Raw genomic sequence first — 12328 nt, forward strand, 5'->3', positions numbered from 1 at the left:
CAGACTCTAGGGGCTTGTGCCAGGGCGATAAACCAGCAACCTTAGCCAGCACTGTTTGTGAAACCCAAACAATCGATCGCCGAGGCCGTCATGGACCGTTTTGATGCAATGCAGGCATTTGCTCGCGTGGTGGAAGCCGGCAGCTTCACCAAGGCCGCCGAGACCCTGCACATGAGCAAGACTACCGTGACGCAACTGGTGCAGCAGTTGGAGGCGCGCCTGCGGGTCAAATTGCTTAACCGCACCACGCGCAAAGTCAACGTCACGGCCGACGGCGCCGTGTACTACGAACGCGTGCTGCAACTGCTGGCTGACATGGACGACGCCGAGACCAGCCTGTCCGGCGCGGCGACCCTACCCAGGGGCCGCCTGCGCGTGGATGTGCCAAGCCCGCTGGCGAGCATGATCCTCGTGCCCGCATTGCCTGCATTTTACGCCCGGTACCCGGATATCCAGATCGATATGGGCGTCAGCGACCGCATCGTCGACATGATCGATGAGAACGTCGATTGTGTGGTGCGCGGCGGCGAACTCACCGATCAATCCCTAATGGCGCGCCGGGTAGGCGACCTTCCCCTCGGCGTTTTTGCGGCGCCGAGCTACCTGGCACGCGTAGGTACGCCCGCTCACCCACAGGAACTGGAAGACTCCAACCACCGTATCGTCGGTTTCCTCTGGGCCCGCACCGGCAAGCCCTTGCCCTATGCGATGCGCAAGCACCTTGAAACCCTGCAGATCAAGGGCCGCTACGCCCTGGCGGTCGACGATGGCAACGCCTACCTCGCCGCCGGCCTGGCCGGTCTTGGGGTGCTGTGGCTGCCCACGTACATGTCGAAAGCTTTCGCGGACCGGGGTGAATTAGTGCCCTTGTTCGAGGACTGGAACCTCGATCCGATGCCGCTTTACGTGGCCTTTCCGCCGAACCGGCATATCAGCCTGAAGCTGCGCGTGTTTATCGAATGGGTGGCTGAGTTGATGGCCGTGCATGCGCCTGTCAGTGGGCGAGTACATCCCCTTCATAGTATGGTTGCGGCCACCAAATGAAGCTTCAAGTGATAAAACTCAGTACGTTCAAGGCCGGCTGCGTGATTGCCGTCCGCCAACTTTCCACCCAGGCCGACATCACCGTTGAAACGCCGCTGAAACCCCAGGTGTGTGCCAAAACCCCACCGGGCAGGTACACCGTGACCCCAGCGCCCTTGCCTTGATCTTCCCTGGACAGTTGTTGAACGGTAGTTGCGCTTGACTCAATGGTTTTCCTCACACTCATACAGGGACAGACATGGGCATTTTGGATCGGTTGTTTGGTGGACGCTTTACCATGCCTCCTCCCGAGGAAACCAACCTCAGCGCTTCAGCAATCATGAAAGAGCTGCGGCCCGAGCGCAGCGACCCCACCCAGAAAAAAGCCCTCGAAGCCTTCGCCCAGGCGCTGGTGGCGACCACTGCGGAAAAAGAAGGCGCCAGACTTGTCCGCCGCGTTATGCGCAGATACGCGATGGGAGATGACCCCTGCAGTGCCCTCACGGAAGGCTTCCTGAATGACTCAAGGGGACAAAAACTTGAAAACCTCGTTCTCCTTAGCCTGGATTGGAAGGGCTATGACGTGTTTGAGTATCAAGCCCCCTTTTTGGTCAGCGCCAGTGGCTTGAAGGCGCCCTACGCCTATGTAAGGGAAGACGCTTCATCCATGCCACAGGTTCTAGATAACTTTGATCAGTGGCTGGCCCAGTTCGGTAAACGGTTTCTTCACCTGGACTCCGGAGGTGAAAATTACGACGGCTTCATTGTTGACGCGGATCGGCTCGAAGACGTTATCGAGCTGGCTGGACGAGCGGGAATCCACGTGCGTCTTGAGAGCTTCTGACTCTGCGGCGGGGTGAGGGGCTTCTGCAAAACCTGTCCAATCAACCCCTCCCCCGATTAATGTCCCTGCCCCGGCCGCTATCCGATCAGATTTTTCCTTTCCCGGTTTTGGAGGCATACCTTGAAAATTGCCCACAACAATCGGGTTACTGCCAACGGCAAGATCAGCTATCTGTTTGTAGAGCCCGGTGCAGCGGCTTTACCGCACATGAACGCTGGACGGGGTCAGGCGCAGTTCTTGCCCGGCCGATTGACAGCGTCCCACCGGTTGATTGTAATAGCCGCCGTTTATGCATGACGCAAGGGACCTGCCATGACCAAGAGAGCCTCTCCCGGGCGCGGCGATCTGCCCCGCGCACTGATATTCATCCCGCTGGGCCTGTGCCTGCTCTACCTCACCCTATGGCTGGTCGAAGACCGGCTGAGCTTTCTGGCCCAGGCGCAACGCGCCGAAGGGCATGTCAGCGCCCTGAACGCGGGCGGCAGCCACCCACAAATTGATTTTACCGACGCCGCAGGCAAGACGGTCAGCTACCCCGAGAGCGGGTTTATATTCGGCTACGCGGTGGGCGACTCAGTGACGGTGTTTTACCGCGCCGATGCCCCCTCCAGTACCGCAATCATTGAAGACCGTGGTGCGCTATGGGGCGCGACCCTACTGACGGGCCTGTTCGCAATCGTGTTTATCGCAGGCGGCGGCTACCATGTGGCCGCGTGGATTCGTCGGCGCCGGATGGCGCGGCACCTATAAGGATATTCAAATGCAAATCCCATTACCTGTCACTGTCAGTGACTGGCGCTACAAGACAGCCAGCAGCGGCGGCTTGACCGTAGTGTTCGCGGCCGCCGCTGGCGGTGCATTGACACTGACCGACCCCAAGGGAGTCGACCAGCAGTTTCGTTATGGCTCGGTCGGGGTCGGCATGGGCATCGGCGCGCGCCTGCCACGTTTCGGCAAGGTCAACTTGCACGTGCGCGGCAAGAGCGTCGGGGCCGCTGGCGCAAGCGAAGACTTTCCGGCATTTGGCCAAGTGCTGGTTGCAGACTCGATCGCTGCCCGCGGTCTGACCAGGGAGGACTTCCAAGGCGCTTGTGTGTTCATTGAAGCGGGCGTGGGCCTGGTCGGCGGGGCCAGCGGCTCGGCCATGCTGTTCGGTCTGGACCCCAAGCTGCTGGCCATGGCTGCCGCCACACTGACGCCTATGGGCAACCTGCTCCTGCCCCACGACAGCACGACGCGCCTGCTGCGCTCAGCCAAAGGCGTGATCGTCGCCGCTGGCCTTAACGTTGGACTGCAGGCCGGCGGCGGCGCGACGATTTCCTTGGGCGGGCTGTTCTGATCATCGCCCTCGCGGGCGTGCGACTCGCCAGGTTAAAGCAAGGCTGCGGATGGGCAGTAAACGGCCCGAAACTGCCGCAGCATTCGCTGATGTCAGTCACCATCTCGTGGTCGGAGCACTGAAAAGGTCTATTGCTCGCCATACAGGTCACGGTGAAACTTCCCTCACAACATTTCTTTGCGTGCAGTCCGCAGATGGATCGCCTATTTACACGCGCTCATCGGTCTCAAGTATCTGGCTAATGAGGTTGCACACAATCGGCAGCCTCTCATGGCGACGAAACAAAGCCCCCACCTCTGAAAAAATGGGAGGCCCAGCTATCGCCCTAAAGACAACATTCGGCAGTTGGATAGTTTGAATCAGAACGTTGGGAATGACCGCTATACCCACGCCCAATCCCACCTGTGTCAGTACTGCGACCAGACTTCCGGGAACCGAACCAATGTATGGATCGAATCTCCCGCGCTTGGCCACCTCACGCAACCCTGACGCTTGTTCAGGTAGCACAAACAACTCGCTCGCAAGCGCGCTCGGGCGAATGTCATCATCTGTCTTTGCCAGGATATGGTCAGCTGGCAACGCCAGGCAGAAGCGGTCTCGCGCCAAAATACGGCTGGAGATTGCATCAGGTAGCTGTACGGGCATGCGGACAAAGGCTACATCAATCCGCCCATCCTCAAGAAGTGCCGTGAGCTGTTCGGTAGGGAGTTCCTTGGTGTTCACCATGACGTCTGGCCACTGATTGCGAAAGCGCTGGACTTGGTCTTGGAGTACCCCGAAAAAGGCGGCTGAACCCACGTAGCCGATTTCCACTCGACCAACCTGGCCTCGGCCAGCACGTTGGCCCACGTTAATAGCCCTCTCAAATTGTTCAAGGGTTGAGCGGGCTTCTGTCAGAAACGCTTCCCCAGCCGGCGTCAAAGCGACAGACCTCTTTGTTCTATTAAAAAGCCTGGCTTCTAACAAGCTCTCGACTTCCTGGATCTGCGCAGTGAGCGTTGGGGCAGACACGCCCAGTTGCTCAGCTGAGCGTGAAAAATGTAGATTTTCCGCAACTGTGACGAAGGAGCGAAGATGACGAATGTCCATGTCACTTGACTCCCATATTCAGTTTTTCTGAATTATATGACTAATAGGCTTTATTGTTCTGAATTGTCTCCCCTGTTTCAATCATGGACTCACTTTCCTAGGAGTTCACCATGTTCCGTCTCCCCCACATCGCAGTCGCTGTTGGCCTTGCTGGATCCCTCACACTTGTTTCCTTGCCAGCAGCCGCAGCATTAGATTTGCCCAACCAGCCAGTTCTGACGCTTGCCGCCGCTCAACAGATCCTCACGGCAGCGCAAACGAAGGCGCAAACGGCTGGGTGGCCATGCGTGATCTCAGTTGTCGATAGTGCTGGTCTGCCCATTCTCCTGGCTCGCATGGACAACGCCGCTGTGCCAGCAGGCGTTGAACTGGCCCCCGGGAAAGCACGCACAGCCGCTCTATTCCGCCGTCCCAGCGGTGCGTTAGAAGACGCTATCAACGGCACCCGACCTGCCGCCATCACCGCCCAGGGCTTTGTGCTGATGCGTGGCGGTTTTCCGATCGTCGTCAACGGGCACACCGTTGGGGCCGTAGGCGTATCCGCGGACACACCCCAGCACGATGAAGAGATCGCTCAGGCCGGGCTAGCTGCATTCAAATAAACGCTTTCTGATCTCGCTACTCGCATCCGCTGCGGTGTATGTGCTGATGCGTAGCAAAAAAAGCCAGAGCCAGAGCCCTGCAAAACATGAGTAAACATATATGTCGATAAATGACCTGAAAATTACTCATCCGGTTGGGACTGACGCAATCATTTTTGACCTTGATGGCACTCTCGTCGACTCTGCGGGCGACATGACAGCGCAACTGAACACTATTCTTATCGAGCGGAATCTTGAGCCAGTTTTAGTCGCAACAACTTCATTATTCCTCGGCGACGGAATGCGTTCATTTGCCAGGCGGGCATTCTGCTTGCGGGGCGTGAATGATATGGAAGAAGCGATCGATACCTTCATCTCGCGCTACGAACATACTGATCACCTGATGACAAAACCCTATGAGGGGGTAATTGAAACCCTCAGCGCGTTGCGAGACGCGGGATGGAAAATATCGGTTTGTACGAATAAAAACGAATTGATTGCCATCGATATTCTCAAGCAAACCGACCTGTTGAGATTTATGGATGTGGTTTGTGGTGGGGATAGCGTGTCCTTTAAGAAACCTGACCCTAGACACCTAAGTACAGTGGTGGCGTTGGCCGATTATGAAAAGCTTTCCAAGATAATGATCGGAGACAACTGGAACGATTTTGAAGCCGCCCGTGCGTATGGAATTCCGTTTGCCTTTGCCAGTTGGGGCTATGGATCTCTGCCCGACGATTGCAAAGCCGTTAACCTCATAAAATTCAGTGACATTCTCGACGTCGTTGGCTTGCCTGTGCATTGAACGTCGCCTGCTAATTGCAGGCAGCGCAGTCAAAACTCTTTAAAGGTTCTTAGTGGGGCCCTCTATGTTGGGGACGGTGCAGTCGCGCCACAGAACGTATAAAAATCCAAGGCCTTTGGGTCGAAGTGTGTTTTTAACGGTGCCAGTGATGATCTGGCGGGGGATTCCACTTCAGTCGTCGATCGCCACAGCGCGCCTGGCCTCGGTAGGCACCATGGTTGCCGGACTGCGGACGCGCATTGTCCAACCACCCCCACTCCCCTTATCCTCGACGCTCCCCGTCCGTCCAAAATCGGAGTCGCCATGGACCTCGCCACCCTAGCCCTCTTCCTCCCCGCCTGCTTCGCCCTGAACATGGCGCCCGGCCCCAACAACCTGCTATCCGTGAGCAACTCCACCCGCTATGGCTACCGCACTTCATGCCTGGCCGGCATCGGCCGCCTGCTGGCCTTCGCCGGCATGATCGCCCTCGCCTCTGCGGGGTTGGCGGTGGTGTTGCAAACCTCGGAACTGCTGTTCTACGCGATCAAGATCCTGGGCGCGGCGTATCTGTTGTATCTGGCGTTTCAGCTGTGGCGCGCGAATCCCCAGGCGGAGGCGGAATCGGTAACCGCCAAGGTAAGCCTGTGGGCACTGGCGCGGCAGGAATTTCTGGTGGCGGCAGGCAACCCGAAGGCGATTCTGATCTTCACCGCGTTCCTTCCGCAGTTTGTGGTGCCAGGCCAACCCATCACCCCGCAATTCGCCCTGCTGGGCGCGATGTTCCTGGTGTTGGAATGGATCGCCATCAGCGCCTATGCCTACATGGGCCTGCACATGCGTCGCTGGTTTGCCGAGCCGCGTGGCAAACGCCTATTCAATCGCTGCTGCGCGGGATTGTTGTCGGCGGCGGCGACGGTGTTGTTGACCGCGCGCAGGGCTTGAGGGAAAAAACATGACCCGCAACCAACTTGCCGACCTGTACCTCGGCTACATCGACTGCCTCAACCAACAGGATTGGAACCGACTAGGCGACTTCGTCCACCCGGACGTGAGCTACAACGCCAAGATGGTCGGTCTTGAGGGCTATCGCGCCATGCTGGAGCGCGACTTTCGCGAGATCCCCGACCTGCGGTTCCACATCCAGTTGCTGATCGCCGACCCGCCCACCGTCGCCAGCCGGCTGAACTTCAATGTCACGCCCAGGGGCGAGTTTTTCGGGTTGCCTATCAATGGTCGCCAGGTGGCGTTCTCGGAGAACGTTTTCTACACGTTCGTCGACGGGAAAATCGCGCAGGTCTGGTCGGTCATCGACAAGGCGGCGATCGAACAGCAGTTGGCCGTCTAGACTCCACGCACCCATTCTCACGTGGAGCCCGATCATGAAAAGCAAAACCACCCTCTGCCTCTGGTACAACGGCACCGCCGAGGAGGCTGCCAACTTCTACGCCAAGACCTTCCCCGACAGTGCGGTGAACGCCGTGCACCTGGCACCGGGGGATTATCCTTCGGGTAAAAAGGGCGACGTATTGACCGTCGAGTTCAGCGTCTTGGGCATCCCGTGTATCGGCCTCAATGGCGGCCCGATATTCCCCCACAGCGAAGCGTTTTCCTTCCAGGTGGCCACCGACGACCAGGCCGAAACCGATCGCTACTGGAACGCCATTATCGACAACGGCGGCCAGGCCAGTGCCTGCGGTTGGTGCAAGGATAAATGGGGGTTATCGTGGCAGATCACGCCTCGGGTGTTGACGGATGCGGTGGCACACGCTGATCCGGCCATTGCCAAGCGTGCATTCGACGCGATGATGACCATGACCAAGATCGACATTGCGGCGATAGAAGCTGCGATAAAGGGCTGACCGCCTACGTCTACGAAGCGAGCACAGACAAGAATGACGTTTTCCACTTCGATACACACATCGACACCCTCGAGTAACCGACCATGAGCGACGGCGTGCGTATCAGCCCACGGACCATTCCGGTGCCCTCTTCGATCAGCCCCGAAGCCCAGGCGATGCTCAAGCGCATGGTGGGTGAGGATGGCGTACCGTTGAACGCTCTGCACGTCATGCCGGCGCCCGACGACCACGACGGCTGGCGCCGCATTCAGGCCACCGTTGCGGAGCACTTCGCCGCAACCACCGCCGGCCAGGCGGCCTCACTGCGCGCGAGCCTGCATACCCTGCGCGTAGAAAACGCGACCGTGCACGTGGCGACGCCGTCGGATCACACGGGCGGCGCCTACATCGACCTGCATGGCGGTGCCCTGGTATTCGGCGGTGGCGAAAACTGCCGCGTCGCGGCCGGGAGGCAGGCCGACCTGCACAACATGGTCTGCTATGGCGTGGACTACCGCATGCCACCCGATCATCCCTACCCAGCGGCACTGGATGACTGCATGGCCACCTACCGCCATGTGCTCAAGCATCACGCCCCGGACCGTATCGTGATCGGTGGCCGCTCGGCCGGCGGCAACCTCGCAGCGGCCCTGGTATTGCGTGCCCGCGACGAAGGGTTGCCCCTGCCGGCGGCGCTGGTGTTGTTGTCGCCGGAGGTGGACCTGACCGAATCGGGCGACAGTTTTCATGTCAATCGCACGGTAGACGTGGTGCTGCCCAACCCGCTGATGGGCACCAACCTGCTGTATGCCGCCGACGCGGACCTGGCCCACCCGTACCTGTCGCCGCTGTTCGGTGATTTCAGCCGGGGCTTCCCGCCCACCTTCCTGCAAAGCGGCACGCGGGATCTGTTCCTGTCCAACACCGTGCGCCTGCACCGGGCCTTGCGCCAGGCACGGGTGCCGGCGCAGTTGCACGTGTTCGAAGCGATGCCCCATGGCGGTTTCATGGGCGCGCCGGAAGATGCAGAGCTTGCACAGGAAATCCGCGCATTTGTGCGTGAACACCTGCAACGCCCTTGACACATTTACTGACACCCCCTGAAGATGGAGGCCTCATTCAGGGTGTGTCAGTAAATGTCCGCAACCTCAGTCGTTAACCTTTCCGTCATTGGCTTGATTGCCAAGGCGCAAGGTTGCGTTGCGCACGCCCTCAAATCGAAGAAACAGTCGCTCATGTGACCGGGGCGCGCTGTCCCGTCAGATGAGCTGACAGGACATTGAGCGCGGACTCCCTCCCCCTTGCACAATTGCCCATGCCCTTCTGACGGTGACTCAAGCGGTCAATCATCAGGAGAAGTGCATGTCATCGTTTCAAGGTATCTGGGTTCCCGTGGTCACGCCGTTCCAGGATGGCGCCATCGACTTTGTCGGTCTGCACCGGCTGGTCAGCCACCTGCTGGACAAGCACGTGGCCGGGATCATGGTGTGCACCACCACCGGCGAAGCCACATCGCTCAGCCGCCAGGAACAGCTGGCTGTGCTGGATGCGGTATTGCAACAGGTGCCCGCCAACCGCGTGGTGATGGGCCTGGCGGGCAACAACCAGATTGAGCTGCTGCAATTCCAGGCCGAGATCCTCAAGCGCCCGCTGGCGGGTTTACTGGTGCCGGCGCCGAGTTACATCCGCCCTTCCCAGGCCGGTCTTGAAGCGTTCTTTCGCACGGTGGCCGATGCGTCCAGCGTGCCGATCATTCTCTACGACATTCCCTACCGCACCGGCGTGACCTTCGAGCAGGCCACCTTGCTGAACATCGTCGCGCACCCGCGGATCGTGGCGATCAAGGACTGCGGCGGCAACCTGGGCAATACCCTGGCGGTGTTGGCCAGCGGTGAGGCGGATGTGTTGTGTGGCGAGGATCTGCAGATCTTCAATGCGCTGTGCCTGGGCGCCAGCGGCGCGATTGCCGCGTCGGCCCATGTGTGCACCGAACAGTTTGTGGCGCTGTGGCAACAGGTACGGGATAACCAGTTGGCTGAGGCGCGGGCGACGTTCCTTGGCCTGGTGCCGTTGATCAACACGCTGTTCATGCAGCCCAACCCCGCGCCAGTGAAAGCCGCGCTGGCGCTGGAGGGGTTGATCGACAGTGAGTTGCGGGCGCCGATGCAGCGGGCAACCGAGGCGGTCATCGCAAAACTGCAACGGCTTTCACGCCACGCCCAGTAACCTGTGGTGAGCGAGCTTGCATCGCGCGGGGCAAGCCCGCTCACCACAGAAGCTCAGGGCATCAGGAAGTCTGCCCCCCCACTTGCCGGGCCATATGCAACCTGTGCAACGTGATCTCGCGCACCGCCTGCTTGCTCAGTTCGATATGCCGCTTCAGCAGTTGCTGCGCCTGATCACCCTGCCGTTGCACGATGGCCGCGAGTATTTGCCCATGCTCTTCGTACGTCGCCGCAATACGGGGCGCCTGGGTAAAGTCGAGCCGCCGGATGATGCGGATCTGCTCCGTGAGCGCGTAGTGCATGCGCGCCATTTCACGGTTGCCGGTGGCTTCCACCAACGCGCAATGAAAACGCTCATCCAGCGCCGATACGGCCTGGGCGTCCCGCAGGCGCTCGTCCTCCTGCACCTGCCAGGTGGCCTGCAACGCGTGCAGCATCGGGTTCGGTTCGTCCATCGCACATAACCGGCTGACAGCGGCCAGTTCCAACACGATGCGCACGTCGTAGAGTTCTTCGAAGTAGGCGAAATCGAACGGTTTCACCTGCCAGCCACTGCGGAAATACACCTCCAGATACCCTTCCCGCTCCAAGCGATACAGTGCCTGACGCACCGGCGTGCGGCTGGCGTGCATGCGTTCGGCCACCTCGCCTTCGCTGAAGCGATCACCTGGCAGCAGGCGGAAGTCGAAAATATCCGCCTTGAGCTGTGCGTAGATCTGCTCGGCCAGGCTGTCGGGGCGTGTCTTGGCCCGCATCCTTAACCGCGACTCGCAATAAAGGCGCGCCAGCCACCGAACTCGGTGATGTCGAGGGCATCGGCCAGCGCCCATGGCTCGCAGATGAAGCCTTTGACGCTGCGCCCATCCGCCAGCAGCAGGTTGCCGATCCCCAGCGGCGCGGGGATCTCGGCGACGAACTCGCCGAAGCGTGCGAGGGGTATGTCCCACAGCTCGACGATGATCGCCCGACCGCTGTCCGCCTTGGCCAGCCCTGGCTTGGGCGGCACGGTGCCCGGCAGCGCGTACAGGCGGTACGTGTCGGCCGTCAGGGTTTGCTCCACCAGCACCGCGTTGCGGCGGGTGAGCTGCACGTTGAGCGGCATGCCGGTGAGGTGCGCGCCCACCACCGCCACGCGCACGCAGCCGGGCGCTTGGGCGGGTGCGGACGGTGCCGGCAGAGAGCGCTGGGTGGCGCCCAAAGGCAGCTCCAGGCTGGCTTGCCAGCGCTTGCCCAAGTGCGCCAGCGCCGTGTCATGCCAGGCCGGTGCGAGCAGGGTAATGCCGCTGGGCAAGCCATCGGCGCGCAAACCGGCCGGCAGCGCCAGGGCCGAGAGGTCGGCGAGGTTGGTGAAGTTGGTGTAGTAGCCGAACTGCGAGTTGTAGCGCACCGGTTCTTCAGCCATCTCGGCCAGGGTGCGCAGGGTTGGCGAAGTCGGCACCAGCAAGGCATCGAAACCGGCCAGGCTGTCATTGATGCGCCGGCTCAGTTCGGCCCGCAGGTATTCGGCTTTGTAGGCATCGCAGGCGCTGTACTGGCGGCCATTTTCGACAATGCCGCGCACCACCGGGTTGATTGCCTCGGGCTGGTTTTCCAGCATGCTTTCCACGGCCACGGTACGTTCAGCGACCCAAGGGCCAAAGTACAACTGGTCCGCCAGTTCCTTGAACGCAGTGAAATCTACCGGGGTGATCACCGCGCCCAGCGCCTTGAAGTGTTCGACCGCGTGTTCGAACACGGCCTGGTTCTGGGTATCGCCGAAAAACTCCAGGGCCTGCGGGATGGCCAGCTTGATCGAAGCGCCCACCGCCACCGGCGCCGTGTTGGGATTGGCGCGGGAATAGGCATCGCTGGGGTCATATCCCGCCGCGACGTGCGCCACGGTCTCGGCGTCTTCCACGGTCAGCGCAAACACCGAGACACAATCCACCGTACGGCAAGCCGGCACCAGGCCGGTATTGGACAACCGTCCCTTGGTCGGTTTCAAGCCGACGATATTGTTGAACCCCGCCGGTACACGCCCGGAGCCCGCCGTGTCGGTGCCCAGGGAAAACGCCACCAGCCCACGGGCGACCACCGACGCAGAGCCGGAGCTGGAGCCGCCGCTGACGTAATCCCCATCAAAACTGTTGCCCACCGCACCATACGGGGAGCGCGTGCCCACCAGGCCGGTGGCGAACTGATCGAGGTTGGTCTTGCCCATCAGGATCGCGCCGGCTGCGCGCAGCTTCTGCACGACCGAGGCATCCTGCGTCGCCCGGTAGGCAAATTCGGGGCAGGCGGCAGTGGTGTCCCAGCCGGCCGCATCGATGTTGTCCTTGATCGCAAACGGCACGCCATACAACGGCAGCTTGGTCATATCGCCGCCCAGCGCTGCCAGCCGTTCGCTCAACTGTGCCAGTTGCCCGGCCAATGCCTGCGGTTGAGCGCGGGCGATCCAGGCGGTGTCCTCGGCGGGGTATTGGGTGGCCACCGTGAGCAGAATATCCGGGGTGATCGCGCCGCTGCGGTAAGCGGCCTGCCATTCACCGAGGGTCCAGCCAAAAACGTTGTGCATGGGAAACTCCATCTTGTATCCAAGTTTGGATTTCTCTAAAGCAAAGCC

Annotated in this window: 15 protein-coding genes and 1 pseudogene; 13 read left to right on the forward strand and 3 right to left on the reverse strand. The window is 60.5% G+C overall.

Features of this window, described 5'->3' with window-relative positions; genetic code table 11:
- Positions 1 to 90 precede the first annotated feature (90 nt).
- The 6 genes and pseudogenes from HDC32_RS02875 to HDC32_RS02895 all read left to right on the forward strand — a co-directional run bounded on the left by HDC32_RS02875 (position 91) and on the right by HDC32_RS02895 (position 3206).
- Positions 91 to 1044, forward strand: coding sequence for a LysR family transcriptional regulator (locus HDC32_RS02875; protein ID WP_184742409.1), 954 nt, complete (start codon positions 91 to 93; stop codon positions 1042 to 1044).
- Positions 1041 to 1208 (forward strand): hypothetical protein, encoded by a 168-nt coding sequence (locus HDC32_RS02880; protein ID WP_184742411.1) that lies wholly within the window; start codon positions 1041 to 1043, stop codon positions 1206 to 1208. The genes HDC32_RS02875 and HDC32_RS02880 overlap by 4 nt, the downstream gene beginning before the upstream one ends.
- Positions 1209 to 1282: 74 nt before the next feature.
- Entirely contained in the window at positions 1283 to 1867 is a 585-nt protein-coding gene (locus tag HDC32_RS02885) for a hypothetical protein (RefSeq protein WP_184742412.1), read from the forward strand.
- 126 nt (positions 1868 to 1993) lie between these two features.
- Positions 1994 to 2071: pseudogene (locus tag HDC32_RS31965) on the forward strand (hypothetical protein); the annotation flags it as partial.
- 108 nt (positions 2072 to 2179) lie between these two features.
- Positions 2180 to 2617 carry a DUF3592 domain-containing protein gene (locus HDC32_RS02890; RefSeq protein ID WP_184742414.1) on the forward strand — a complete coding sequence of 146 codons (438 nt, stop codon included), beginning with the start codon at positions 2180 to 2182 and terminating at the stop codon, positions 2615 to 2617.
- 10 nt (positions 2618 to 2627) lie between these two features.
- On the forward strand, positions 2628 to 3206 hold the full coding sequence (locus HDC32_RS02895; RefSeq protein WP_053129475.1) for a hypothetical protein: 579 nt from the start codon (positions 2628 to 2630) through the stop codon (positions 3204 to 3206).
- 207 nt (positions 3207 to 3413) lie between these two features.
- On the opposite strand, the gene HDC32_RS02900 is transcribed toward HDC32_RS02895, so the two are convergent.
- Entirely contained in the window at positions 3414 to 4295 is an 882-nt protein-coding gene (locus HDC32_RS02900; RefSeq protein ID WP_145337733.1) for a LysR family transcriptional regulator, read from the reverse strand.
- 110 nt (positions 4296 to 4405) lie between these two features.
- Between HDC32_RS02900 and HDC32_RS02905 the strand changes: the two genes are divergently transcribed.
- The 7 genes from HDC32_RS02905 (at position 4406) to dapA (ending at position 9727) form a co-directional block, all read left to right on the forward strand.
- A complete protein-coding gene (locus tag HDC32_RS02905; RefSeq protein WP_184742416.1) occupies positions 4406 to 4897 on the forward strand; it encodes a heme-binding protein in 492 nt (163 codons plus the stop codon).
- A gap of 100 nt (positions 4898 to 4997) precedes the next feature.
- Positions 4998 to 5681, forward strand: a complete 684-nt coding sequence (locus HDC32_RS02910; protein ID WP_184742418.1) for an HAD hydrolase-like protein — start codon at positions 4998 to 5000, stop codon at positions 5679 to 5681.
- A 303-nt stretch (positions 5682 to 5984) separates the two neighbouring features.
- A complete protein-coding gene (locus tag HDC32_RS02915) occupies positions 5985 to 6605 on the forward strand; it encodes a LysE family translocator (protein ID WP_131696126.1) in 621 nt (206 codons plus the stop codon).
- 10 nt (positions 6606 to 6615) lie between these two features.
- On the forward strand, positions 6616 to 7008 hold the full coding sequence (locus HDC32_RS02920) for an ester cyclase (RefSeq protein ID WP_184742420.1): 393 nt from the start codon (positions 6616 to 6618) through the stop codon (positions 7006 to 7008).
- Positions 7009 to 7042: 34 nt separating this feature from the next.
- Positions 7043 to 7522 carry a VOC family protein gene (locus HDC32_RS02925; RefSeq protein ID WP_131696124.1) on the forward strand — a complete coding sequence of 160 codons (480 nt, stop codon included), beginning with the start codon at positions 7043 to 7045 and terminating at the stop codon, positions 7520 to 7522.
- Positions 7523 to 7605: 83 nt separating this feature from the next.
- A complete protein-coding gene (locus tag HDC32_RS02930; RefSeq protein WP_184742422.1) occupies positions 7606 to 8583 on the forward strand; it encodes an alpha/beta hydrolase in 978 nt (325 codons plus the stop codon).
- A 280-nt stretch (positions 8584 to 8863) separates the two neighbouring features.
- Positions 8864 to 9727: a 4-hydroxy-tetrahydrodipicolinate synthase gene (dapA, locus tag HDC32_RS02935; RefSeq protein ID WP_184742424.1), complete on the forward strand. Its 864-nt coding sequence runs from the start codon at positions 8864 to 8866 to the stop codon at positions 9725 to 9727.
- Between the two features lie 61 nt (positions 9728 to 9788).
- Here the strand turns inward: dapA and HDC32_RS02940 are convergent, their stop codons facing one another.
- Both HDC32_RS02940 and atzF read right to left on the reverse strand, forming a co-directional pair.
- A complete protein-coding gene (locus tag HDC32_RS02940) occupies positions 9789 to 10481 on the reverse strand; it encodes a GntR family transcriptional regulator (protein WP_184742426.1) in 693 nt (230 codons plus the stop codon).
- 2 nt (positions 10482 to 10483) lie between these two features.
- Complete coding sequence (gene atzF / locus HDC32_RS02945) at positions 10484 to 12280, reverse strand: allophanate hydrolase (RefSeq protein ID WP_184742428.1); 1797 nt, start codon at positions 12278 to 12280, stop codon at positions 10484 to 10486.
- Between the last annotated feature and the right edge of the window lie 48 nt (positions 12281 to 12328).

Source organism: Pseudomonas sp. JAI120, from assembly GCF_014207255.1.
Taxonomy (GTDB): domain Bacteria; phylum Pseudomonadota; class Gammaproteobacteria; order Pseudomonadales; family Pseudomonadaceae; genus Aquipseudomonas.